We start from the raw sequence: 24,416 nt of genomic DNA on the forward strand, positions 1-24,416 counted from the left end.
TGTCGACTTCTGTGACCACTTTAGAGCAGCACGCCCTCATCTGCGTGCGCTTAACGCATCTTGAGCGCGTGGCGAATTACTCACCTTCGGCAGGACGGGCGGAAACGACCGGCTTCGAAGGCAAAGTCTTGGCCGGCAGAGTCCTCGGTTTAAAGGAAGGACGACGCTCTTCGTAAGCGGTGATCTCGGCCTCGTGACGAAGGGTCAGGGCAATATCGTCCAGACCTTCCATGAGCGTCCAGCGCACATAATCATCAATATCGAAAGTGCAGGTGAAGTCACCCAAGGTCGCGGTCTTGTCCTCAAGCGAAACGGTGATTTCAGCACCGGGATTAGCATCGAGCAGATCCCAAAGCTTCTCACAGTCTGCTTCGCTAATAATTCCTGTCACCAAGCCCTGTTTTCCTGCATTTCCGCGGAAAATATCGGCAAACTTCGGAGCCAAAACAACCTTGAAGCCATAGTCACGCAGTGCCCAGACCGCGTGTTCACGCGAGGAGCCAGTGCCAAAATCAGGTCCAGCAACCAGAACGCTGCCCTGGTTGTAGGGTTCACGGTTCAAGATGAACTCTGGATCGCGACGCCATGCATAGAACAGAGCGTCATCAAATCCAGTCTTGGTCACGCGCTTCAAGAAAACCGCGGGGATGATCTGATCGGTGTCAACATTTGAACGGCGCAGCGGAACGCCAATACCCGTGTGCGAAATGAACTTTTCCATGAGTTTTCCTTCGAATGTGTATCAGCGAATTCTTAGTCGTCCAGGTCGGCCGGAGAGGACAGGGTGCCGCGAATAGCGGTGGCTGCCGCAACCAGAGGAGAGACCAGGTGGGTCCGCGAAAGCTTTCCTTGGCGGCCCTCAAAGTTTCGGTTTGACGTCGAGGCCGAACGCTCCTGAGGAGCAAGCTGGTCGGGGTTCATTCCCAGGCACATCGAGCAGCCGGCATTACGCCATTCCGCACCGAACTCAGTGAAGATCTTGTCTAGGCCTTCAGCTTCGGCTTGCAGGCGCACGCGAGCAGAACCTGGGACAACCAGCATCCTCAGCCCCGGAGCCTTGGTGTGGCCCTCAATGACCTTTGCAGCGGCACGCAGGTCTTCAATGCGCCCGTTGGTGCACGACCCCAAGAAAACTGTGTCGATCTTGATGTCGCGCATCGGGGTGCCGGCCTCGAGCCCCATGTAATCCAGAGCCTTCTGTGCTGCGGCTCGCTTGATTTCGTCTTCAAAGTCATCGGGGTTGGGAACGCTGCCCGAGAGCGGGACACCCTGCCCAGGGTTTGTCCCCCAGGTAACAAAGGGCTCCAGATCCTCAGCATTCAGGACCACCTCAGCGTCGAAGACTGCATCTTCATCAGAGTGCAAGGTCTTCCAGTACTCCAGGGCGCGATCCCATTCTTCGCCTTCGGGAGCGTGCGGACGTCCCTTCAAGTATTCGAAGGTCGTTTCATCGGGGGCAACCATTCCCGCACGGGCGCCCGCTTCGATGGACATGTTGCAGATCGTCATGCGACCTTCCATCGAGAGCTCGCGGATTGCCTGGCCACGGTACTCAAGGACGTATCCCTGTCCCCCACCGGTTCCGATCTTCGCGATCACAGCAAGGATGATGTCCTTCGCGGTGGCCCCCTTAGGCAAGGAGCCATTGACGGTGATAGCCATGGTCTTAAAAGGAGCCATCGGCAGTGTTTGAGTCGCCAGAACATGTTCGACCTGGCTGGTACCAATCCCCATTGCCAGCGCACCGAATGCTCCGTGGGTTGATGTATGCGAATCACCGCAAACAATGGTCATACCGGGTTGGGTGAGTCCTAATTGGGGACCAACGACGTGAACGATTCCTTGGTCGGCATCGCCCAGCGAATGCAGGCGGATACCGAATTCCTTGGCATTCTTTCGCAGGGTGTCGATCTGTGTGCGACTGGTGATATCAGCGATCGGAAGGTCGATATTGACCGTAGGAGTGTTGTGGTCCTCGGTTGCAATCGTGAGGTCGGGGCGACGAACCTGGCGTCCGGCCATGCGCAGGCCATCGAAGGCCTGCGGGCTGGTCACCTCATGGACTAGATGCAAGTCGATGTACAGCAGATCGGGCGCACCGTTTTCACCGTGCACTACGACGTGATCAGCCCAAACCTTTTCGGCCAGCGTTCCGCTCATTTCCCGCTCCTTCATCGACTTCTTTCTTCCCATGATTGACACTTCCTGGAGAGTTGGACTTGATATCTCATTTACTGAGATGTGAGAATGTGTTCATGGAGGACTCAGAAGCCTTTGGAAGTGGTGTCGGCGTTCTGGATAAAGCTGCACTGGTTTTGAGCGCACTTGAAGCAGGCCCGGCCCCCCTGGCCCAATTGGTTGCAACAACAGGTTTGGCGCGCCCCACTGCGCATCGCCTCGCAGTTGCACTGGAATATCACCGTTTCGTTGCACGCGATATGCAGGGACGTTTCGTCTTGGGACCTCGCCTTCAAGAACTTGCTTCCTCTGCGGGTGAAGATCGCCTTCTTGCAGCTGCAATGCCGGTCCTCGTTGCCCTTCGCAACCACACGAAGGAATCCACTCAGCTTTTCCGCCGCCAAGGTGACTTCCGAGTCTGCGTTGCAGCCTCTGAACGCGAGATGGGTCTTCGCGACTCCATCCCCGTTGGTGCGACTTTGACCATGAAGGCAGGTTCCGCTGCCCAAGTGCTTCTTGCATGGGAAGAACCCGACCGCCTTCACCGAGGCCTCTACGGCGCTTCCTTCAACGCGACGATGCTCGCCCAAGTTCGTCGCCGAGGCTGGGCACAGTCGGTTGCAGAACGCGAGCCCGGCGTTGCTTCAGTTTCCGCCCCCGTTCGTGGCCCTTCGGGTCGCGTGCTGGCCGCAGTGACCATTTCGGGTCCTGTTGAGCGCATGGGACGTCAGCCTGGCCGTCAGCACGGCCCCTCTGCCGTTGCTGCAGCTAATAGACTTTCCGATTTCTTGCGCTCCGCAGAAGGAATGGAAGACTAAGCCTCCGTCGAGGCCAGTTCCTGAGCCTGGCGGTAGTAGTTTTCCGTCGCCTCAATGACCTTCGCCCACGTGAAGGGGAAATCTTCACTGCGATTATGCTCGTGAATATGTTCAAGCTGCGCAGGAGTCTCAAGCACGGATAAGAGCGCTTCGATCATCTCGTCATCGTTGTCAAGACACCAACCGTTGATGCCATTTTCAACAACTTCTGCAAGTCCAGACTGTGAACGTGTCATTACTGCAAGCCCCGAGGCCAAGGCCTCGCGTCCAGCGATAGAAGCAGATTCCTTCACCGAAGGCGCAAGGAAAATATCCGAACGCGAATACAGGTCTTGGAGCTGCGTCGCACTCAGTCGGCCCGGAAGAAGCAGCCAATCCCCCAGCCCACTGCGCTCAACGCGGCGCTGAACACCGTCAAAAAGCGGACCTTCACCCGCAACTACTGCACGCAGGGGGAAATCACCGGCGTGGCCTCGGGAATAAGAATCCCAACGGCGACGAGTTTCGGAGAGGATATCGATCAGGGCATCCACGCGCTTACGCGGGGCAAAACGCGTGGCGGTCACCGCGACAATGCCCTGGTGGGCAACAGGCGGGCGCTGCCAAGGCGCAACATCGACACCATTATGCAAGGTCGAAACACAGATGTCTGGCCCCAAGACCTGGCGAATTTGCTCATTGACCAGTTCAGAGACACCTGTCCACATAATCGGAGCCTGCGCCAGCCCTGTACGTCTTGCGATGGCACGGAAGGCGGGGATTGTCACGCGGGGGTCCCACAAGGAATGAACAGTGACGACCTGCGGAATCCTCGAATCCCTTAGGTTCAACAGAACCGACTGAACAACCGGGGTCAGCTCTCCCATGTGATAGTGAACGACATCGGGATTAAAACGACGAATGAAGTCAGTAAAGCGACGGGGTGCTTTGGGATCAATCGGCGCATTGAAAGGATTACGCCACGAAGAACGCAGCACCGGATAGGGGCATGTGGAAGGCACATCGCCCTCGGGAGTGCAGGTCAGAACGACGATATCGTGGCCTCGGGTATGAAGATGGTCGGCAAGCGCACCGACCTGGGTTTCAATTCCTCCCATAGTCGGGCGGAAGGTGTCAGAGACCAAAACAATGCGCATGCTTTTATTCTTGCAGATGCCAAGGGCAGCAGCGCAGCTAACAAAAAAGCAGGGCCGAAGCCCTGCTGGTATCTGTACCCCCAACCGGATTTGAACCGGTGTTAACGCCGTGAGAGGGCGTCGTCCTAGGCCGCTAGACGATGGGGGCGGCGCGCCACTACGTGCGCTATTCCCGTCATACCGAGGCATGAACAGGATTTGTACCCCCAACCGGATTTGAACCGGTGTTAACGCCGTGAGAGGGCGTCGTCCTAGGCCGCTAGACGATGGGGGCCTTTCAACTCGCAAAAAGCTTTGCGATGGCTGGGGTACCAGGACTCGAACCTAGACTAAATGAACCAGAATCACTCGTGCTGCCAATTACACCATACCCCATGGCGCAATCCGCTCGGGCCTAAACCCAAGGCGGCGACAAGAGAAAAGAATACTCAAATGCGCTTCAGATGCCAAATCGCAGGCACGTGGCACTGATCATATTTGATCACCACGCACCTGCGATTAGGTGTCAGTCAGATGCTCAGCCCAGTTGGTTACGCAGGGCGTGCAGACGGTTCAACACGCTCTCGCGGCCCAAGATCTCCATGGACTCAAACAGCGGCGGGGAAACCTGGCGACCGGTGACGGCCACGCGAATCGGACCAAAGGCCACGCGAGGCTTGATATCCATACCTTCAACAATCAGCTCACGGAGGGCATGCTCCAGAGCCTCGGTTGTGAAGGGGCCGTCGTAGTTCTCGATGTAATGGATTGTCGCGTCCAGAACCTCAGGCGCATTCTCCTTGAGCTTCGATACGGACTTTTCATCCAGCTCAAGTGCATCGTCTTCAGTGAAGAGGAAGCCCAGCATTCCAGGAGCCTCACCCAGCAATTGGATGCGGGTCTGGATGAGCGGAGAGGCGTGCTGCATGATCTTCTGTTCGTCAGCGGTCAGCTCCTCGTAGGAGTCAGCTGAAACCAATCCCTCACGGTGGAGGAAGGGGACGATGCGGCCTCGGAAATCATCCGGAGCAAGCAGACGGATATGCTCGGCGTTGATCGCGATGCACTTCTTGTGGTCGAAGCGTGCCGGGTTCGGGTTCACATCGGTGATATCGAAGGCCGCGGCCATCTCTTCCATGGAGAAGACGTCATTATCGGGGCTGATCGACCAACCCAGCAGTGCCAGGTAGTTGTTCAAGCCTTCGGGAATCATTCCGGCTTCGCGGTGCAGAAGCAGGTTCGATTCGGGGTCACGCTTGGACAGCTTCTTATTTCCTTCACCCATCACGTAGGGCAGGTGACCGAAGTGAGGCATGAACTTGGCAATGCCCAGTTCTTCCAGCGCACGGTAGAGAACGATCTGGCGCGGGGTCGATGAGAGCAGATCTTCACCACGCAGGACGTGGGTGATCTCCATGAGTGCATCATCAACGGGGTTGACCAGCGTGTACAGCGGGTGACCGTTGGCGCGAACAATCACGTAGTCCGGGACCGAGCCGGCCTTGAAGGTGATCTCACCGCGGATCAGGTCGGTGAAGGTAATGTCCTCGTCGGGCATGCGCAGGCGCAGAACCGGCTGACGACCTTCGGCGCGATAGGCAGCAATTTGCTCTTCACTAAGGTCGCGGTCAAAACCGTCATAACCGAGCTTGGGGTCTTCACCCTTGGCCAGGTGACGAGCCTCAACCTCTTCTGGAGTTGAGAAGGATTCGTAGGCGTAACCGGCTTCAAGCAGCTTCGCGGCGACATCGCGGTAGATGTCCATACGCTCACTCTGGCGGTACGGCGGGTGCGGGCCGCCCTTACCGACGCCTTCATCCCAGTCCAGTCCCAGCCAGCTCAGTGAGTCAAGAATCTGGTCGAAAGATTCTTGAGAATCGCGGGCAGCATCGGTGTCTTCGATGCGGAAGACGAAGGTGCCTCCGGTATGGCGCGCGTATGCCCAGTTGAAGAGGCAGGTACGGACCATTCCCACGTGGGGGGTTCCAGTTGGCGAGGGGCAGAATCGGACGCGAACATCGGCGCCACTTGCAGTAGTCACACTCATAATCCCCTAGTTTAGCCCCCTTCTTATTGCGCTCGCGTCAATTCAATGGGTGTGAGAGGAGTGAGCATGGGCTCTCCCCCATTGAGGGATGCCCGCACTGTTACCTTCGCTCACACCATGAAGGCGAATTCCGAATTATCAGCACTCCCCTTACACTGGGAGGTAGCTCACACACTTTGCCTTTTTGGGCACGTTTGGAAAGAAGTTTTCGCATGGATTTTTGCAGCGCTGAGGAACTCCGTCGCATCGGTTCACTGAAATGGACGGGAGTTAAGCCCACGGACGGCAGCGACGTCTTGGGCGCTTGGGTTGCAGAGATGGATTTCGGGACCGCTCCCTGTGTCGAGGAACGAATGACCCGCGCTATCCGCGAGGGTTTGCTTGGTTACAACCCCCGTTGGCTTGCGCCAGAGGTTGCCCAAGCCACGGCTCAATTCCAAAAGAAGCGCTTCGGCTGGGATCTTGATGTCGACTCAATTCGCATGGCGCCCGCTGTCCTTCCAGCGTTGGAAGTAATGATCCAGTATCTGGTGCGCCCAGGATCAGCGGTTATCGTGCCAACCCCCGCTTACATGCCATTCTTGACAATTCCTCCCGCGCTGGGGCACCCGGTCATCGACGTGCCCTCGTTGCACGATGATGCGTACCCGGGTGGGTGGACCCTTGACCTCGAAGGGATTAAGGCAGGTCTCGAGGCCGGGGCTGGCCTGGTGATTCTCTGCAATCCGTGGAACCCCGTGGGGCGCGTGTTAACAGAGTCCGAGATGCGAGCTTTGCAGATGCTGGTGTCTCAGTACGACGCTTTGATCTTCGCGGATGAGATCCACTCCCCTCTGGTTTTGGGTGGCCGAGGCTTTACCTCCTATGCGCGGCTGGGCGCAGAATTTGCAGCACATACGATCACCGCAACTGCGGCAACAAAGGGCTGGAATATTGCCGGGCTACCGAATGCTCAGGTCATCGTTCCCGATCAGGAATTGCGCACGCGTTGGGATCGCCTGTGCCAGGAGAAGCTCCCCCATTCGACCTCAACAATTGGCGCGCTTGGGACGATCGAGGCCTACACAAACGGTGATGACTGGCAGCACGAAGTCCTTTCCGTGATCGAGGGCAATATCCGAACCGTTAACGAGGCGCTAACCCCCACCGAGATCGACTTCCGTCCCCCGCAGGCAACCTACCTGACGTGGTGGGGTTTCGAGGCCTACCCAGAGTTGGGCCCCAACCCTTCCAAGACTCTGCTCCAACGTGCGCACATCGCGACGAACGAAGGGATCACCTTGGGTGAGCGCTACTCGAAGTGGGTGCGCGTGAACCTGGCGTGTTCACCGCAGGTTACTGAAGAATTGGTTTCTCGAGTTTTGGACGTTCTTTAGTCCTTCACTCCGCAGCCAGAGCTGCCTCGATTCCGGCAACGACCGTTGTGGATGCCTTTCGCGCGGCATCCACAACGTCCTGCGGATCGGTTTGCACCTGAGCGAAAGACAAGTCTGAGACAACAGACATACCTGCGACACGGACTCCAAGTGCGTGGGCGGTTATTGCCTCAAGTACGGTCGACATTCCAACACAGTCAGCGCCTAATTGCGCTAAGGCTCGGCTTTCTGCACCTGTTTGGTACTCAGGCCCGCGAAGGAGGGCGTAGGTTCCCTCTCGACTACAGTGCTCACGCATCCTCTTGCTCATTTGACGGTCCCAAACCTGTGAGATATCGACGAACAGAGGCCCGTCAAATGGCGAGGAACCGCTGAGATTCATGTGGTCTGTAATGACCATGACATCACCCAGCGACCAGTCGCGCAGGCAGCCATTTGCATTGGTCACAATTGCGCGTTTGATGCCCGCGCACGCGGCCGCACGGATCAGCGCGGTAACAGCAAGAGGCCCGTGTCCCTCGTACAGGTGAGTTCGTCCACTTGCGACCACAACGGGGCCGCATTCGCGCATGTAGACACGAAGTTCATTGAGGTGTCCATCCGCAACCGGGGCGCTCACACCAGGAAGCGAGCCCAAAGGCTTCGAGGCCGATGGCACTCCCCACCGCTCGTTAAGAGCATCCGCTAGGCCCGACCCCAAGACGACCAATGCGAAGGGCACTCCCCCGCAAAGGGAACGAATCTGCTCCGCGGCGGCAGTGGCCTCGGGATCGAAAAGAACAGAAGAGAAACGGGAATCAGCTGTCAAAGCACACCTTCCTCAACATTTAGCCGAGTGTGTGGGAAGGGGTGGCTTCCTGCGCACGAACGCGGCGCGCACTGGTCAGCCAATATCCGCAGAACCCCACGAGAAGGGCAAGAAGAATCCCAATGTTGGAACCAGCCCAATCTCCCTCTCGGCCTCCGAGTGGGCCAAGGAGATAGCCCTGCCACGCAAGCCACGTGGCGTTCGCATTGACGACGAAGCCCCAGCCAACGAAGGAACCCACAGCCAGCGTGGCGATAGCTCCCCAGTTAACGGAACCATAGCGTCCCGTTGATGTGAAGAGTGAGGGCTCGTCGTAGTCCTGGTGGCGGAGCGCGATGTCGGCAAGCATGACGCCACCCCAGGTCGCAATAACAACGCCAAGGGTTGTCAGGAAGGCGGTGAAAGGAGTGAGGAAAGAATCGGCGAAGAAAACAACGACGATCGTTCCGATGGTCATGATGGTGCCGTCGATTGCGGTGGCTACGGGGCGGGTCACCGGGACGCCAGTTGCCAACAACGAGAGCCCAGAAGAATAGATATCCATAACGATTCCACCGACAAGGCCAAGGATTGCAACGATCGCAAAGGGGATGAGGAACCAGGTCGGAAGAATTGTTGTCAGCGCGCCGATCGGGTCGTTGCCGATGGCTTCAGAGAGGGTGTCATAGTTGGATCCAACCAGCAGCACACCGAAGATCACCAAAATAATGACGGGCAGCGCGGCACCTGCGGTCGTCCAGCCGACGACACCGGCGGTTGAGGCCTTGCGAGGAAGGTAGCGCGAATAGTCCGCTGCTGCGTTAATCCATCCAAAACCAAAACCAACCATGAGCATGCACATTGCCCCCAGGAGCATTGCGAAGGGGGCAGCGGGACGCGCAGAAAGGACCGCGAAGTTGATTGTCGAGGCCGAGAGCAGAAGGTAGACGATCGTCAGGATTGCCGTCGCCCAGGTGATCCACGTTTGGACCTTCATGATCGCTTCAAATCCGAGGATGCCCGCTCCTGCTGCAAGGACAACAACGACGACCAAGGCGATGATCTGTGCAAGCAGGTGGTTGCTAAAACCAAGCGCTCCCATGACGGTCGCGGTTGCCTGAACCGCCATGATGGCAAGGAAGGTCTCCCACCCAACAGTGAGGATCCAGGAGATTGCTGCGGAGATACGGTTTCCGTTATATCCGAATGCCGCGCGAGAGAGCACGAGGGTTGGTGCAGATCCTCGCTTGCCGGCGATAGCGATCAGTCCGCACAGAAGGAATGAGAGTGCAACGCCAACCACGCTCACAAGGATCGCCTGCGTGAGTGAAAGGCCAAAGCCCAACACCCACGAACCCCAGGAAATACCGAGGACAGAGATATTAGCGGCAAACCAAGGCATGAATAAGGACGATGGTGTGCCTTTTCTTTCGGATTCGGGGATCACATCTAGGCCGGCCATCTCGATGTTTAGACCAGACGAAACCTGAGTGGTCTCACTCATGAACAATGCTCCTCTGCATTCGTGTTACCGCAGTTCATGTGGCTCTCAATCCACACTATGAACTATAGGGAAAGCAAGCAGCCGAAGGGCAGATGCTCACGAAACTGATTCGAGGGATTGCCCACACCTTCGCAGGAAGAGATGCTGCGTCGGCGTGAGAGAAACGCTCGCTAAAATCCAACAGGCACCTCCACGCTGAGAAAACTGTCCCCTCAATAAAGAAGCCCTATTCATCCTCCTCAGGCTTCCACTCACGGTCAACCCACTGAGTCAGGAGCGGACCAGCATCAGGGCGTAGGTAGCACTCCAACACATCCAAAGGCGAATACTCAACCACATAAGACAGGCATAAGAGCAACCAACTCTGATACGTTCTACACGAATAGAAAACTCCATTCTCAGAACGAATACCTAAATAACCAGGTCGCCTCCCGTCCCCAACCGGCACAAGGGACCAACCAACGCGTATCTTCAAATCACGAGCCAAACAAACAGGCTGAAACCCCAAACTTTCACGAAGAGAATTCCCATAGTTCAAAGCTAAACAATGCTCCATCGCATGCAAACTACTCGACTGAAAAACCGGAGCACCTCGCTGATTACGCTCATACATATAAAACGAATAGATTCCGTCGCGAAGATCAGCAACTTCAGGTTCGTCAGGTGGCCCAGGAGGACTAAAATCAAGGAAACCCTCTTTCTCCAAGTTACCGGTCGCCTTAAAACCCCAAGTAGCATAAATTACCTGACCAAGACGCTCACTAAAATCCAACAGGCACCTCCACGCCTTTTAAAATGCCAGTTCTTATCAGTTCTGATACTCCGACCGGTTTCCCGAATTCATTAAGGATTCTCAATTGACGCACCCCACCGCACTCGCTTTCCCACGATGCAGCAATCCCGTGCTCAATCTGCCAGCCCTCAGGCATATGGCCGGTAAAAACATACTGATAGTAGGGTCGATGCACTGAAGCAGGGGGAAGCCCCGTTTTTCAAAAGAGGTGACGCGACCGTCTTCAACAGCGCCAAGAAACTTTCCATTCGGACCTCCAACGCGGTCTGAACCAAAGCTCTCGTCCATACTCCCACGCTACAACCACGCCCCTACAATCTCAAAATTCAAAAGAAGGTCCAGAAAACCTTCACAAAACGGAAAAGCAGCCGGGCGAACTCAACATGTCCACCCGGCTGCCTCGGCCTCGAAAATCGAGAAACTAACTACGGCGAGCCCAATTCCGCAAGGCGCCACCATCTTCAGACATATACGCATCAAGGAGCGTCTGCGAATCAAGGGTTGCAATGTGCGCGAAGGCAGTGAGTTCTCGATGGGTAGGGAACATTGTGCGCACGGTCAAAGGCAGGACTTTTCCACCCAGTTCAAGCCCTCCAACCCACGGGAAGAATTGCACATAGACGTAAGGATGAGCAACGGGATCAGAATCAACCTGCGGAATAATGATCGGATCCCAACCCAGATAGCTACGTGCAAACTCGCCCACGTGGATAATCGCGCCCTTCGCCGTCCAATCCTCGAAGGGCGAAGCAACGAAAGTCGAACGATCCTCCCAACGCTCACTGGGACCATACTTGTACAGCAAAGTGCCCTGATCATCGTGTTCGGTCCACAAGTTATGCCAGTAAATACCGCTATCCCACGTCAGCGCAATACCAGTGCCGCGATTCATCCAGAAAGCGCCGGAGGATTTAGCAAATTCGATCAGTTGACTGGTAGTACTCATGACAGAGATCGTCCCTTCAAGATTCCCAGTTCAACGCACTCGGCAACCGTGAGAAGCTCGCCACCGTAGATAAAACGCACTTCCCGCGCGCCGCCTTTCGCACCGAAGTTCGGCGCAGTCAGGCCGGTCACGATCAACGCATATGCGGGAAGATCCGCAATCGTGTACGCGTAGTAGGGCGAGTGGACATCGGTGATTGCCAGGCAGCGCTGCTGGAAAGAATAGGGCTTGCCATTGGGATCAACCTGCCACACGCGCGAAAGGTAGGGGTAGCCGATCATGTCGACCATGTCGCCGTACTTAGAGGTGCAGGCCTCCAAGCTGGTGAACTGCTCAATGCTGGAACGCACCAGTGAAGAACTGACTTCTTCACTATCCATCAACCAACGCCAAGGACCCTGCGGTTCCTTAGGCTCTGGAGTCATCGTTGAATCCATGAATTTCACCTTTCCGCGAGATGTTTCCCATCATATGCCACGAAAATGTCATCCCGCGGGCTTCGAAAGCCACTGTGATAAAAGCGGCGCGGCATCCTCACGCAAGTAGCACTCCAAAACATCCAAAGGCGAATACTCAACCACGTGAGAGAGCCCCGCGAGCAGGCGAAAATCGCTCGTTTCGCACGGATAGAAGTTCCCATCATCTGAGCGAATTCCAAGGTAATCATGTCGAAGTGAAGAACCCGTGTGAACCATTGTCCACCCCGAACGGATCGAAGCACTGTCTCCCAGTGTCAATTTGGGAAAACCGTATCGAATGCGCAGAGGGTTTCCATAGTTCTGAAGGACACAGTGGTCGAAAACGTGCCGATTAGTCGTCTGGAACAGAGGAGCACCTCGGGAAGCGCGCTCGCAGTAGTAGAAGGAATATTTACCCTCTTGGCAATCAGCTTCTTCGTGGGGAGCGGCAAAAACTCCGTCGTTGAAGACAAGCCCACCGGCAGCGGCGAAGCTCCCAGTGATCTTCATACCCCAGGCGTCATAAAGCACCTCAGCGAGGCGATCAGCAAAGTCCATCAGGCACCTCCTCAGGCATCCTTGTTTCCATCGATGCGTAGCGTCTTTCGAATCCACTCAAACCTGACAAAGCTGCCATGCTTTTACGCTACATCCACAGACCAGTTCTCTACCAAATTTCAACAGATTAGACGTCAGAATGCGGTCATCAAAAACTTTGGGGTGGCCGTGTTAAACGGCCACCCCAAAGAAAGACTGCGAGAAGAAATAATGACTACATCGCCAGATTTGTTAGCGTTCCAATTCCCGCGACCTCAACCTCGACGCGTTCACCGTGCTTCAGCGGTCCGCCGGCCGGGGTACCGGTCAAGATGACATCACCCGGAAGAAGGGTGCAGATACCCGACACATAGGAAACAATCCGCGCAACGGAGTATCCCATTTGAGAGGTGCTTCCGCTCCCGCGTTCTTCCCCATTGATGCGGACCAAAATTTCAGCATTATCGGGATCAAAATCTCCGCCAACAGTGATCCACGGGCCCAGCGGACACGCGGTATCCCAACTCTTCGCGCGACCAAGTGCTCCCCCGTCATCGCGAGCTGCATCCGCAGCGGTCAAGTCATTCGCGCAGGTGTAACCCAAGATCACAGAAGAAGCATCTTCAACGCTGACATCCTTTGCCAGCGTCTTAATGACCACGGCAAGCTCGGCCTCGTAAAAGACTTCCTGACCCCACGAGGGGAAGACAATCGGATCATCCGGGCCGATGACGGCGGTATTCGGCTTGAAGAAGACGGAGGGACGCGCCGGGTCCTCACTGCGCTGCTCGCCAGGAGCCGGGTAGTTTCCGCCCAGACCAATGACTTTCGATCGAGGAATCACCGGAGAAAGCAAGCGAACTTCATCCAGTTCAAAGATCTGGCCAGAGGGTTCGACCGGCGAGAACAAAGGATCACCCTTCAAACCAACAATCCGGGTCGATTCATCTTCCAAAGCCCCGTAGTGGATAGAGCTCCCTTGCGAGAAACGAGCGATGCGCATCGCGACCTCCTAAGTCTTGCCAGTAGCCTAACGCGAAGCGGGGTCTGCAGACCAAATATCACCGGGAAGGTCGCCGGGAAGAAGGTCATTACCCTGCGCAATGAAGACAGGATCTGCGATGCCACGACGACGCTGGGCCTCGTAGTCACGAAGAGCACCCAGGCCCCACGGTGCAAGGACAATCAAGGCGACCAAGTTCGTCAAGGTCATAATGGCCATCGCGATATCGACGGAATTCCATACAAGATCCAGAGTTGTCAGCGAACCGATCACGACCGAGGCAACGGAGATCACTCGAACAGTCCAAGTCGCAGCCTTCGACTTCACGACAAAGGACAGATTGATTTCGGAATAGACGTAGGCCGCAATGATCGAGGAGTATGCAAGCACGAAGATCAGAATCGACATCGGCATGATGGTCCACTGCCCCAGCTGGTCGGCCACAGCAAGTGTCGTGAGGTTCGCGGGGTTTGCCTCGGGGTTCGACCAGACCTTTTCGCCGGCAATCAAGATGACGAAAGCCGTTGCGGTACACACGATGATCGTGTCAACGAAAACGCCCAGAGACTGGATGAGGCCCTGACGAACGGGGTGAGCGACGGTGGCGGTTGCAGCCGCATTGGGAGCAGTACCCTGACCGGCCTCGTTCGAGAAGAGGCCACGCTTCGTACCGTTGATGACCGCAGCGATAATCCCGCCGCCGAGGCCTGCAAGCGTCGGTTGCGGGGCAAACGCACTTGCGAAGATTTGTCCCAGAACAGAACCAAACTTGGGCAGGTTCATCACGCAGATGATAGCGACCATCACGACATAAACAGTCGCCATAATCGGTGCCATCCATTCGGTCACGCGAGCCACGGTCTTAATTCCGCCAAAAATCACCATGGCCGAGAAGACAAAGAGCAGTGCTGCGATGACCAGGTGTGCGCTGGAAAGGCCACCCAGTCCCGGCAGAGGTTCGCGGCTCGAGGGGCTGAGCGCGCCCAGAAGAGTCGTGGCGATCGCGTTGGACTGCACGGAGGTGATAACGAACGCACAGGTCACAACCGTGATGACAGCAAAGATGCTTGCCAAAACCTTATTCTTCATGCCTAGCGCAATGTAGTAGGCAGGGCCTCCGCGGAAGGTTCCGTCAGCGGAACGAACCTTGAAGATCTGCGCAAGCGTGGCCTCGAAAAAGGCGGTCGACATACCGACCAAGGCAACAACCCACATCCAGAAGATCGCACCTGGACCGCCCATGAGCAGCGCAACGGCCACGCCAAAGACGTTACCGACGCCCACGCGCGCGGCCAAGGAAATCGTGAATGCCTGGAAGGAGGAAATCCCACCCTTTGCACCACCGCGAGAACCCGAAATTGAGCGAATCATTTCGGGGAATTGACGAATCTGCATGAATCGGGATCGCACTGTGAGGTAAAGTCCCGTGCCAATCAGGATCCACACGGTCAGGTGCAAGGTGATCCAGTCTGCGATGTTTTGGATGGACTGTGCCAGATCCGCCATTCGTTCCTCCGCTATCTACTTTCAACAAGGTTGTGGGTCAGCGCCTCGAAGTCTATCGCGATGGGGCAATCTTCTTCGCTTTTAGCCGCAAACTGGACGCAGATGCGGGGAGGTCTGGGAAGATAGAAGCATGAGCGCTCCGTTAAACGAACTCCTCGACGATCTGGAAGATCGCGGTTTACTGGCCGACGATGATGCCCTCTATGAGGCATTTTCATCGTGGGCATCATCAACGGGGCGTCCTCTCTACCGACACCAAGATGAGTCTTTGATTGAGATTTTGTCGGGAAACCACGTCATTGCAGCAACGCCCACAGGCTCTGGCAAGTCAATGATTGCTCTGGCCGCGCATTTTGTGTCCATGGCGCATGGTGGCCGCTCGTACTACACGGCGCCTTTGAAAGCACTGGTCTCAGAAAAGTTCTTCGACTTGGTGTCGTTGTTCGGCGCCGACAATGTCGGGATGGTGACGGGCGATGTCTCATTGAACGCAGACGCTCCGATTATTTGCTGTACTGCGGAAATCCTGGCGAATCAGTCCTTGCGCGAGGGATCGACTTTAGACGCAGACATGATCGTCATGGATGAGTTCCATTTCTATGCTGATCCCCAACGAGGCTGGGCTTGGCAGGTTCCACTCCTTGAACTCACGCGCCCACAGTTCATTGCAATGAGCGCGACGCTTGGTGATACGACTGTTTTTCGCAAGCAATGGACGGATCGCACGGGACGGCCGACGGTGGAAATTACCGATGCACAGCGTCCTGTTCCCTTGGAATACGACTATGTTGTTGACACCCTTCAGGACACGGTCGAGCGCCTACTTTCAGAGGGACGCCACCCGATCTACATCGTTCATTTCTCGCAAAAAGATGCGGTTGATACGGCCTCGTCATTGATGGACCGCAAGCTGGTTTCACCCGAGGTCCGCAGCCAAATCGCACGCGAACTCTCGTCAGTGAGTTTCACAAAGGGTTTTGGGCAGACTTTGCGCGGACTCCTCTCCCACGGCATTGGCGTTCACCACGCGGGAATGCTGCCCAGGTATCGCCGACTTGTTGAGCGCCTGACCCAACAGGGGCTGCTTCCGGTTATTTGTGGAACCGACACCCTTGGAGTCGGTATCAACGTCCCTATTCGCACGGTTTTGCTGACCTCCCTGGTGAAGTTCGATGGCAGCAAGATGCGACACTTGCGTTCGCGCGAATTCCACCAGATTGCCGGGCGCGCGGGACGTGCGGGTTTTGACACCGTTGGTTTTGTCCGAGTTCTGGCCCCCGAGCACGAAGTTGAGACGGCCCGCGAGCGCGCTCGTTTAACAGCTGCTCAAGAGGCGGCTCGTGATGAGCGCGAAGCAAAACGCGCAAAGAAGAAGGCGTCCAAAAAGCGCAGCGGTCCGAAGGAAGGCCAGATCACCTGGTCGCGTTCGACTTTTGAGCGCCTACGCGATGCGGCCCCTGAAGCTTTGCAGTCTCACTTCGAGATGACTCACTCCACTGTTCTCAACGTACTGGGCGGAGCAGCCGATGCTGGGCGAGATCCTGCAGAGCACCTTGTCTACTTGGCATTGCACAATGATGACCAGCCGCTTCCAGCAAATCCGCATATCCGTCATCTTGCAGATATCTATACTTCTCTGCTTCAAGCCGGGGTTGTTGAGCATCTCTCCAGTTCCCGTGCTCAGGAGTTGGGTGTCTCCAGGCTGCAATTGGTTGCGGACCTGCCGGATGATTTTGCGCTCAATCAGCCGCTTTCTCCCTTCGCTTTGGCTGCATTTGAGTTGCTCGACCCCGATTCGCCGACCTTTGCCCTTGACGTGATTTCCATTGTCGAGGCCGTGCTTGAGGATCCCCGGCCCCTGCTGTATGCGCAAGAAAACCAGGCGAAGGCTGCGGCCGTTGCATCCATGAAGGCGCAGGGCATGGAGTATGACGAGCGCATGGCTGCCCTAGAAGAGATCTCGTGGCCAAAGCCGTTGGAAGAGCTCGTCTCCCCCGCTTTTAGTGTCTATGCGCGTTCAAACCCGTGGGTGGGAGATCTTGAACTCTCACCGAAGTCGGTCATTCGCGAGATGATTGAAAACGCCATGACCTTCACCGAGCTCATTTCCCGTTACGACGTGGGGCGCTCAGAGGGTGTCATTTTGCGCTATCTCAGTGATGCCTATCGGATGATGCGTCAAGTGATCCCGGAAGAAATCATGACCGAGGAACTTGAGGCCATGATCTCGTGGTTGGCCGATCTAATCCGCAGCGTTGATTCTTCTCTTCTGGATGAGTGGGAAGCAATGATGAACGGGAAAGAATTAGCCCCGGCCGAAGGGGAACCTTCTGCTGTTGGGCTTGAGCGCGCTTTTGGTGCGGATGAGTCCGGCGCAATTGCTTTCACGGCAAATCGTCATGCTTTCCGCAATACCGTACGTCGGACGCTCTTTAATTTTGTTGAGTTGATGAGTCGTGATGATGTCGATGGACTCGAGCGAGCAACTGCGCAGGCCGCAGATAACGACGGGCTCTTTGCTCAGGTGGCACCGTGGACTGGTGATGATTGGGATCATGCCCTGGAACGCTACTGGGCAGAACATGACTGGATCGACATCAATCAAGGTGCGCGTTCCCAAGCGCTATGCGCATTGGAGGAACAGGTCAGCGGCGAAGATGTCTTGGCCTTGATGCCCTTCTCTGTCAGGGATAACGCCAATCAGCGCAGTCGTTTCGAGGCCTTTGCTCGGGCTGTCGATGGCGCTCCCGCCGGCTCGGTCTGGCTGGCAACTCAGACCATCACGGATCCGGAAGACAATATGGACTGGCGCATTGCCGCGCTCGTGGATCTGGCTGCCTCGGACAAGGAAAAGCGGGTGGTTCTGACCGTGCTCACGGTCGATGCGCGGTAGGTGCCTACTTCGATACCTGCACGGCCTCTGGCTTCGGCATAGCTCTCAGCCACTGCCTCGGCAGCTTCATAGCTTGCGGCGTGCGCTCTCCCTCACAGGACGCTCGCCAATCTCCTGCTGAAGACGTAGAAGGTACCCGTCGGGATCCTGAACCAAGAACTGGCGGACGCCGATCTCAATATCGCCTGCCCGATACCACTTCTCTTCGGGATCAACAAAGATTGGCCACCCTGCGTTCGTGATACGCCACAATACGGTATCCAGATTCTCGACCTGCACCTCGAAGTTGATCCCGCGACCAAGCGGTGGCTCAAGGGCGCCGGTCTCCCACGTCCTCCCCCGGTTGATCTGGTCGAGCATCAGGTGCGCATTGCCCAAGACGAGGTACCCAAATCCCTCCTCGAGTCGCTCATAGCGGAGAGAAAAACCGACCAAATCGCACCAGAAATGCCGGGAGGCCTCATAATCGGTGACAGAAAGTTCTGGAACGAGGCCGGGTTCGCAGGTCATGGCCACACTCTAGCAGGCAGCCCGGATACAGAAGGTGAACTCGGTCATGCCTGTAGGACAATCTTGATTCCCGCGATTTGCAAGGCGGTTACTGAAACAGATCTGAGTGGGAACCTGTACGAATTGCTGTCACTACGCAAAGCTCAGGTTCGTCTAGGTAGATCAGCAACCAATCCGGTTGAATATGACACTCACGAAACCCCGCATAATCACCGCTCAGAAGGTGGTCACGGTGCTTAGGAGGCAAGTCTGCGCCTTCAAGGATCGCGTCGATGACCGCTTCAAGTTCCCTAATTGGAAGCCCCCGTTTACGAGCCCGCTTCAAATCCTTCTTGAACTGACTTGTCATCACAAGGGCCCGTCGCCCTTGTTGAGATTTACTCACCATCGACATCAGCGAACGCCTGCGATGCCGACACATAGCGACTAGCAGTGACACGTCCGGCAGCAATTTCACGAGCTTCACGCATCGCAGCTTCAGTTTCAGCATTGAAACGAGGCTGGCGCAGTTCGAAGGGCAAACCACCTTCCATGATCGATTTGTGTAGAAACACATTAACTGCGTCGGTGAGGTTCATCCCAAACTGGGCATACACCCGTTCAGCCTCTTCTTTCACACTCGGGTCCACGCGCATGTTAAGTGTTGCAGTCTTCATCACTCAGCCCCTTCAACAAACAGATGTACAACAGAAATCTTACAATGCCAACACAATGTACGTCATGTGACATATATCTTCCCTTATTCAAGAGTAAACGTGTCATACACTTTCCCGAGTTCGATCGCATCAGTCAGAGAGCGCAATGAAAATGCAAAAGTGCGCCACTCCGGACGATTAGGCCTGGGCTGCAAGATCGACGACCTCGGCGCCAACAATTTCCGCTAGGTCAAGCGGGCTCAGCTCTACGCTCACTCCCCTGCGACCACCCGATACCAGCATCGTTTCATGATCCAAACATGAGGAATCAATAAAGATTCGATGTTTTGTCGTTTGCCCCAAAGGACTAATCCCGCCAACGACATAGCCCGTGCGGCGCTGCGCAACAGCAGGATCAGCCATCGCAGCATTCTTCGCTCCGGCAGCTTTGGCAATGAGCTTCATTGACAGGTGAGCAAGCGCGGGAACACAACCCACGACATACTCCCCTGTTGGCTCAAGCTTGACCATCAAGGTCTTAAAAGCAATTGCCGGGTCAATCCCCAATTTCTCAACGGTTTCTTCGCCGTAGGCGCGCGCGGAAGGATCGTGCTCGTACTCGTGAACAACGAAAGGAACCCCGGCCTCGTTCAATTCCTCAATTGCGTGAGTGGGTCCTGAAGCGTGATCTTTAGAGTGTTTGCGAGCCATACCTCCAGTGTAGGGACCTGAGATCAGATCGCAGCAGTGGGATCATCAATCACCATCTTGCCGAAGGGGAAGCAGGTGATCGGGATGAGCTTCAGATTGGCGATCGCCAAGGGAATACCGATGATCGTGATTGCCTGTGCAAAAGCAGTCAGAATATGTCCGATTGCCAGCCAGACCCCTGCAATGATGAACCACACGAAATTCATCAATGCAGATCCCGCACCTGCGCCAGGAATGGGGACAACTCGCTTCCCAAACGGCCACAGCACGTAGCTTGCAATGCGGAAACTTGCGACGCCTGCGGGGATGGTGATGATGAAAATACAGGCAACAATTCCGGCCAGAATATAGTTAACAAACAGCCAGAAACCACCGAAAACCAACCAAATCACATTCAGCAAGAAGCGCATGTGCATCCTTTCGCTTTTCCTCTTCACTTTCGAGTTACCTCAAGTCTGCCATGTCACCGCGTGGTTCAGCTGCGCTTTTTGCCCTGATCTTCCCCTGATTCGCCCCTGAGTCGTGTGGCTACACTGATGCTATGACTATTCCTTCAGCGATTGCCGAGGCCCTTGACCGAATTGAGTGCGCACGCCAAGCCGCCGGGCGCACCGATCGCGTGGCCTTGGAACTCGCAGTGAAGACGCGTACCCCCGATGAGTGCCGTGAAGCCGCCCAAACCCTGAGCGACCTGGGACAGCCGATCCTCTTGGGACACAACCGAGTGCAAGAGGCGAAAGCAACCGTAGACGCAATCCGTGAGGTCCCGGGTGCTCAGATTCACCTGATCGGGCCGCTCCAGTCCAATAAAATCAACCAGGCGCTCTCCTGTGTCGACGCGATTGAATCGATTGATTCTGTCGCCCTAGTACAGAAAATCGATTCACGAGCGACCACAGAACTCCCGGTTTTCATCGAAGTCAACGTCTCGGGCGAAGACACCAAACACGGCTGCTCTCCTGCTGATTTTTCCTCGATAGCCGAGGCCGTCGCCGCCTCTACGCACCTCAAGTTCGCGGGCCTGATGACCGTCGGCCTCAACTCTCCCGCTGACGCAGATGTTCGCCGCGGCTACGCGTTCCTGCGAGAGCTCCGCGACACCGCCGCGCAACAACTTGCAATCTCGGCAAACAAGCTGGAACTGTCCATGGGAATGAGCCATGATCTGGAATGGGCGATCGCAGAAGGTGCAACAATCGTCCGTGTAGGGACCGCAGTCTTTGGTCCGCGTCGCTTAGTTGCGCGCGGGTAGAGCCTTCCCCACACCCCAGTCAATTCCGGCGATGACCGCAAGAAATACCAGAGCACCGCACAAAATCGCAACGATGTTAATCAGCACCTGCTGGTAACCCAGGACGCTCACGTTTACAAAATCGTACGGATACTGGTGGACAAAAGCCCCGCGAATTAAGGTGTAGACCACCCAAATCACTGGGATCACAAGGGCTTTCAGGACAACCGAAGCATCTAACCCGCCACGAGGTCCACACAGTAGAGCTGCCAGAATCATTAGCGCCGGAACAACAACGTGTTGGAGCGGGTTCGTGAACACCGACCAGCCGCTGAGTACTTCGGTGGGGCGAATCAAGAAGTGGTAGACGATCGCCGTCACAGTAATCATCATGAGGGCGCACAACTGAAGCGCACGTCCCCACGAACCGATGTCAGGACCTTTCCACACGATCAACGTCGCGACAATGGCGACCAGAATATTTGACCACTCAGTGAAATAGGACAGGCATTCAATCATTCGCTGGCCGAAGCCGGCCCAGCCAAAGGGAGCTCCACCGAACATCCCGGGCCGGGCCACGGCCTCGCGAGAATATCCATCCACACCGGTAATAACCAGGGTGAAAACGACACCCACCCACGCGGCAATCGCGACAAGCAAATAGGCCCAACGGCCAAAGGTCGCTAAGGTCATCGCTTTATCCTTCACGCGCTCAGGCCCAATCGGGCAGAATACGCACGCCGCCCTTATCGGCAGATGCGGCAAGCATTCCGTAGACCTTCAAAGCGTCAGAGACGTGACGCGAACGAGGCTTGGAAGGCTTCCACGGAGTGGCACCCATCTCCTCGCGGCGGCGCTCAAGTTCTTCATCACTGACATTCACACGAAGCAGACGCTTGTTGACATCGATCTCGATCTCATCGCCCGTGCGAACCAAGCCAATCGCACCGCCGGCAGCGGCCTCGGGAGAGATGTGACCAATCGAGATACCGGAGGTACCCCCGGAGAAACGGCCATCAGTGATCAGTGCGCACTTCTTACCCAGACCCAGTCCCTTCAGGTACGAGGTCGGGTAGAGCATTTCCTGCATGCCCGGTCCGCCCTTGGGGCCTTCGTAGGTGATGACGACGACGTCGCCTTCCTGAACCTTCTTGCTCAGAATCGATTCAACAGCCTCTTCTTGAGACTCGACAACGAAAGCACGGCCGACGAAGTGGAAGAGCGACTCATCGATACCCGCGCTCTTAATAACCGCGCCATTCTCGGCGATGTTGCCGTAAAGGACCGCAAGACCGCCGTCCTTTGTGTATGCGTGCTCGACATCGCGGATGCAGCCATTCTCGGAGTCAGTTTCCAAGGACTCGAAAAGGTTTGCGGTCGAGAAAGCGTGGGTCGTGCGCACGCCACCGGGCGCCGCAAGGTAACGATGCTTGGCCTCGTCGCTCGCGCTGCCACTGCGGATATCCCACTGGGCAAGCCATTCTTCCAAGGAAGGAGCATGGACGGAGTGCACATCACGCTGCAGCAAACCGGCGCGGTTGAGCTCACCCAGGAGTGCGGGAATACCGCCAGCGCGGTGGACGTGCTCGATGTGGTACTTCGTTGAGTTCGGGGCCACCTTGCACAGGCAGGGAACGCGACGCGAAATCGCATCGATATCGTCCAAGGTGAAGTCCACCCCGGCCTCGTGGGCGATCGCAAGAATGTGAAGAACGGTGTTGGTCGAGCCGCCCATCGCAACATCCAAGCTCATTGCGTTCTCAAAGGCGTGCTTGGTAGCGATGGAACGGGGCAGAACCGAATCATCATCATTGTCGTAGTACGCACGGCACATATCGACAATGCGGTGGCCGGCTTCCAGGAAGAGCTTCTTTCGCTCAACCTGGGTGGCCAAGGTGGTGCCGTTTCCGGGGAGTGCCAGGCCAATGGCCTCGTTCAAGCAGTTCATGGAGTTTGCGGTGAACATGCCAGCGCAGGATCCACAGGTCGGGCAGGCATTCGCCTCGACGCGTGCCAGCTCAGCATCGGACACCGAGTCATCAACGGCCATGACCATGGCATCAATGAGGTCAAGGCGGTGTTCCACAACGCCTTCAATCGAGGCACCGGATTCCATTGGGCCACCCGAGACGAAGATCGTCGGGATGTTCAAACGCATGGCGGCGATGAGCATACCGGGGGTGATCTTGTCGCAGTTCGAGATACACACCAGTGCATCGGCACGGTGAGCGTTGACCATATACTCAACCGAATCTGCAATAACCTCGCGTGAAGGCAGCGAGTAGAGCATGCCGTCGTGGCCCATTGCGATGCCGTCGTCAACAGCGATGGTGTTAAATTCCTTCGCAACACCGCCTGCTTCGCGAATCGCTCCGGCGACCAAGTCGCCCATGTCCTTAAGGTGGACGTGGCCGGGAACGAATTGGGTGTAGGAGTTGGCGATCGCGATAATCGGCTTGCCGAAATCCCCATCCGTCATTCCGGTCGCACGCCAGAGCGCACGTGCTCCGGCCATGTTGCGTCCTTGAGTCGATGTTGCTGAGCGCAAAGGCTTACTCATGGATTTCTCCCCTATGGCGAATTTGTAACGCCTTCAACCCTAGTTCGACCTCCGGGCAACGGCTCGCTAGGTTCACGAGATGGATGAGGCATTGCGCACGTTTTCACCGCAATGGCGCGCTTTCACTGCACTTTCACGGGGTCTACGCACTGTCCACTTCCTGACCATCCACACGACCAGAGCAATGCCGGCCAGACCAAAAACGATAAGTTGGTATCGCGAAATCCATTCTTCGACGATCGCCCAGTTCGCGCCCAGCGCATATCCGGCACCAATAAGAACGGAATTCCACAGGGCCGAACCAATTGCCGTGCACAGAGTAAAGGGCAGAAGTTTCATCCGTTCGATACCGGCCGGGATAGAAATCAAGGAACGAACAACAGGAACGACGCGTCCCAGAAGAACTGCCAGCGGGCCTCGGCGCACAAACCACGCCTCGGCGCGTTCGATATCTGCTTCCTTGACGAAGGGAATCTTCGAGGCCAAGGAGTAGAAGCGCGCGCGACCAAACCACGCGCCCAGTGCATACAGCGCCAATGCGCCGACAACCGATCCAATCGTTGCCCATACAATTGCGCTCACCAATCCCATACTTCCCGAGGCCGCAGCAAAGCCCGCGGAAGGCAGGATCACTTCGCTAGGGATCGGTGGGAAAAGGTTTTCTGCTGCGACAGCAATTCCCACTCCGGGGGCACCAAGGGCACCTACAAGCGAAACAACGGCTTGGACAATAGGTTCAAGAAGATTACTCATGCCTGTAGCATCGCCGCACAAGACAAGGAAGAGTTTTGTTCACCCTTTGCGTGGG

The 24,416-nt window shown here is 56.2% G+C and carries 23 protein-coding genes and 3 tRNA genes; 4 read left to right on the forward strand and 22 right to left on the reverse strand.

Annotated features, from left to right (window positions below):
- Window positions 1–76: 76 nt before the first annotated feature.
- Both leuD and leuC read right to left on the reverse strand, forming a co-directional pair.
- Window positions 77–721: a 3-isopropylmalate dehydratase small subunit gene (gene leuD, locus HGAS_RS02255; RefSeq protein WP_019126301.1), complete on the reverse strand. Its 645-nt coding sequence runs from the start codon at window positions 719–721 to the stop codon at window positions 77–79.
- A gap of 32 nt (window positions 722–753) precedes the next feature.
- Window positions 754–2,160 carry a 3-isopropylmalate dehydratase large subunit gene (gene leuC / locus HGAS_RS02260; protein WP_019126302.1) on the reverse strand — a complete coding sequence of 469 codons (1,407 nt, stop codon included), beginning with the start codon at window positions 2,158–2,160 and terminating at the stop codon, window positions 754–756.
- Between the two features lie 95 nt (window positions 2,161–2,255).
- Between leuC and HGAS_RS02265 the strand changes: the two genes are divergently transcribed.
- Window positions 2,256–2,996 (forward strand): IclR family transcriptional regulator, encoded by a 741-nt coding sequence (locus HGAS_RS02265; RefSeq protein WP_009409067.1) that lies wholly within the window; start codon window positions 2,256–2,258, stop codon window positions 2,994–2,996.
- On the opposite strand, the gene HGAS_RS08400 is transcribed toward HGAS_RS02265, so the two are convergent.
- The 5 genes from HGAS_RS08400 to gltX all read right to left on the reverse strand — a co-directional run bounded on the left by HGAS_RS08400 (window position 2,993) and on the right by gltX (window position 6,158).
- Complete coding sequence (locus HGAS_RS08400; protein ID WP_019126304.1) at window positions 2,993–4,132, reverse strand: glycosyltransferase family 4 protein; 1,140 nt, start codon at window positions 4,130–4,132, stop codon at window positions 2,993–2,995. The two genes, HGAS_RS02265 and HGAS_RS08400, sit on opposite strands and share 4 nt — an antisense overlap.
- 75 nt (window positions 4,133–4,207) lie before the next feature.
- Window positions 4,208–4,280: transfer RNA gene (locus tag HGAS_RS02275), tRNA-Glu, on the reverse strand.
- Between the two features lie 53 nt (window positions 4,281–4,333).
- Window positions 4,334–4,406, reverse strand: a tRNA-Glu gene (locus HGAS_RS02280).
- A 26-nt stretch (window positions 4,407–4,432) separates the two neighbouring features.
- Window positions 4,433–4,507: transfer RNA gene (locus HGAS_RS02285), tRNA-Gln, on the reverse strand.
- Between the two features lie 142 nt (window positions 4,508–4,649).
- On the reverse strand, window positions 4,650–6,158 hold the full coding sequence (gene gltX / locus HGAS_RS02290; protein WP_026066580.1) for a glutamate--tRNA ligase: 1,509 nt from the start codon (window positions 6,156–6,158) through the stop codon (window positions 4,650–4,652).
- A 212-nt stretch (window positions 6,159–6,370) separates the two neighbouring features.
- Here gltX and HGAS_RS02295 point away from each other — a divergent pair, with 212 nt between their 5' ends.
- Complete coding sequence (locus tag HGAS_RS02295; RefSeq protein WP_019126306.1) at window positions 6,371–7,534, forward strand: MalY/PatB family protein; 1,164 nt, start codon at window positions 6,371–6,373, stop codon at window positions 7,532–7,534.
- 4 nt (window positions 7,535–7,538) lie between these two features.
- On the opposite strand, the gene HGAS_RS02300 is transcribed toward HGAS_RS02295, so the two are convergent.
- From HGAS_RS02300 to HGAS_RS02330, 7 genes are all read right to left on the reverse strand, one after another.
- Window positions 7,539–8,342, reverse strand: a complete 804-nt coding sequence (locus HGAS_RS02300; RefSeq protein ID WP_019126307.1) for a purine-nucleoside phosphorylase — start codon at window positions 8,340–8,342, stop codon at window positions 7,539–7,541.
- A gap of 19 nt (window positions 8,343–8,361) precedes the next feature.
- The gene (locus tag HGAS_RS02305; RefSeq protein ID WP_019126308.1) at window positions 8,362–9,825 is read right to left on the reverse strand and encodes a purine-cytosine permease family protein; all 1,464 of its coding nucleotides are present in this window, start codon (window positions 9,823–9,825) and stop codon (window positions 8,362–8,364) included.
- Between the two features lie 1,214 nt (window positions 9,826–11,039).
- Complete coding sequence (locus tag HGAS_RS02310) at window positions 11,040–11,564, reverse strand: hypothetical protein (protein ID WP_019126309.1); 525 nt, start codon at window positions 11,562–11,564, stop codon at window positions 11,040–11,042.
- A complete protein-coding gene (locus HGAS_RS02315; RefSeq protein WP_019126310.1) occupies window positions 11,561–12,001 on the reverse strand; it encodes a hypothetical protein in 441 nt (146 codons plus the stop codon). Before HGAS_RS02315 ends, HGAS_RS02310 begins: the two co-directional genes overlap by 4 nt.
- A gap of 48 nt (window positions 12,002–12,049) precedes the next feature.
- The gene (locus HGAS_RS02320; protein ID WP_019126311.1) at window positions 12,050–12,580 is read right to left on the reverse strand and encodes a hypothetical protein; all 531 of its coding nucleotides are present in this window, start codon (window positions 12,578–12,580) and stop codon (window positions 12,050–12,052) included.
- A gap of 214 nt (window positions 12,581–12,794) precedes the next feature.
- Window positions 12,795–13,562, reverse strand: a complete 768-nt coding sequence (locus tag HGAS_RS02325; protein WP_019126312.1) for a fumarylacetoacetate hydrolase family protein — start codon at window positions 13,560–13,562, stop codon at window positions 12,795–12,797.
- A 27-nt stretch (window positions 13,563–13,589) separates the two neighbouring features.
- Window positions 13,590–15,068, reverse strand: a complete 1,479-nt coding sequence (locus HGAS_RS02330) for an alanine/glycine:cation symporter family protein (protein ID WP_019126313.1) — start codon at window positions 15,066–15,068, stop codon at window positions 13,590–13,592.
- A gap of 130 nt (window positions 15,069–15,198) precedes the next feature.
- On the opposite strand from HGAS_RS02330, the gene HGAS_RS02335 reads away from it, so the two are divergent.
- Window positions 15,199–17,961 carry a DEAD/DEAH box helicase gene (locus HGAS_RS02335; protein WP_019126314.1) on the forward strand — a complete coding sequence of 921 codons (2,763 nt, stop codon included), beginning with the start codon at window positions 15,199–15,201 and terminating at the stop codon, window positions 17,959–17,961.
- A 66-nt stretch (window positions 17,962–18,027) separates the two neighbouring features.
- Here the strand turns inward: HGAS_RS02335 and HGAS_RS02340 are convergent, their stop codons facing one another.
- The 5 genes from HGAS_RS02340 to HGAS_RS02360 all read right to left on the reverse strand — a co-directional run bounded on the left by HGAS_RS02340 (window position 18,028) and on the right by HGAS_RS02360 (window position 20,227).
- Complete coding sequence (locus HGAS_RS02340) at window positions 18,028–18,471, reverse strand: bleomycin resistance protein (RefSeq protein WP_019126315.1); 444 nt, start codon at window positions 18,469–18,471, stop codon at window positions 18,028–18,030.
- Window positions 18,472–18,559: 88 nt separating this feature from the next.
- Window positions 18,560–18,865: a type II toxin-antitoxin system YafQ family toxin gene (locus tag HGAS_RS02345; RefSeq protein ID WP_019126316.1), complete on the reverse strand. Its 306-nt coding sequence runs from the start codon at window positions 18,863–18,865 to the stop codon at window positions 18,560–18,562.
- Window positions 18,849–19,127 (reverse strand): type II toxin-antitoxin system RelB/DinJ family antitoxin, encoded by a 279-nt coding sequence (locus HGAS_RS02350; protein ID WP_019126317.1) that lies wholly within the window; start codon window positions 19,125–19,127, stop codon window positions 18,849–18,851. The genes HGAS_RS02345 and HGAS_RS02350 overlap by 17 nt, the downstream gene beginning before the upstream one ends.
- 177 nt (window positions 19,128–19,304) lie before the next feature.
- Window positions 19,305–19,817, reverse strand: a complete 513-nt coding sequence (gene ybaK, locus HGAS_RS02355) for a Cys-tRNA(Pro) deacylase (RefSeq protein WP_019126318.1) — start codon at window positions 19,815–19,817, stop codon at window positions 19,305–19,307.
- A gap of 23 nt (window positions 19,818–19,840) precedes the next feature.
- Window positions 19,841–20,227 carry a YccF domain-containing protein gene (locus HGAS_RS02360; RefSeq protein WP_019126319.1) on the reverse strand — a complete coding sequence of 129 codons (387 nt, stop codon included), beginning with the start codon at window positions 20,225–20,227 and terminating at the stop codon, window positions 19,841–19,843.
- Between the two features lie 131 nt (window positions 20,228–20,358).
- Between HGAS_RS02360 and HGAS_RS02365 the strand changes: the two genes are divergently transcribed.
- Entirely contained in the window at window positions 20,359–21,069 is a 711-nt protein-coding gene (locus HGAS_RS02365; protein ID WP_019126320.1) for a YggS family pyridoxal phosphate-dependent enzyme, read from the forward strand.
- Here the strand turns inward: HGAS_RS02365 and HGAS_RS02370 are convergent.
- From HGAS_RS02370 to HGAS_RS02380, 3 genes are all read right to left on the reverse strand, one after another.
- On the reverse strand, window positions 21,052–21,741 hold the full coding sequence (locus HGAS_RS02370) for a Pr6Pr family membrane protein (RefSeq protein ID WP_019126321.1): 690 nt from the start codon (window positions 21,739–21,741) through the stop codon (window positions 21,052–21,054). The genes HGAS_RS02365 and HGAS_RS02370 overlap by 18 nt on opposite strands.
- 19 nt (window positions 21,742–21,760) lie before the next feature.
- Window positions 21,761–23,608 (reverse strand): dihydroxy-acid dehydratase, encoded by a 1,848-nt coding sequence (gene ilvD, locus HGAS_RS02375; RefSeq protein ID WP_034233552.1) that lies wholly within the window; start codon window positions 23,606–23,608, stop codon window positions 21,761–21,763.
- Between the two features lie 72 nt (window positions 23,609–23,680).
- Complete coding sequence (locus HGAS_RS02380; protein WP_019126323.1) at window positions 23,681–24,361, reverse strand: DedA family protein; 681 nt, start codon at window positions 24,359–24,361, stop codon at window positions 23,681–23,683.
- Between the last annotated feature and the right edge of the window lie 55 nt (window positions 24,362–24,416).

This window comes from Actinomyces sp. ph3 (assembly GCF_000308055.1).
Lineage (GTDB): Bacteria > Actinomycetota > Actinomycetes > Actinomycetales > Actinomycetaceae > Pauljensenia.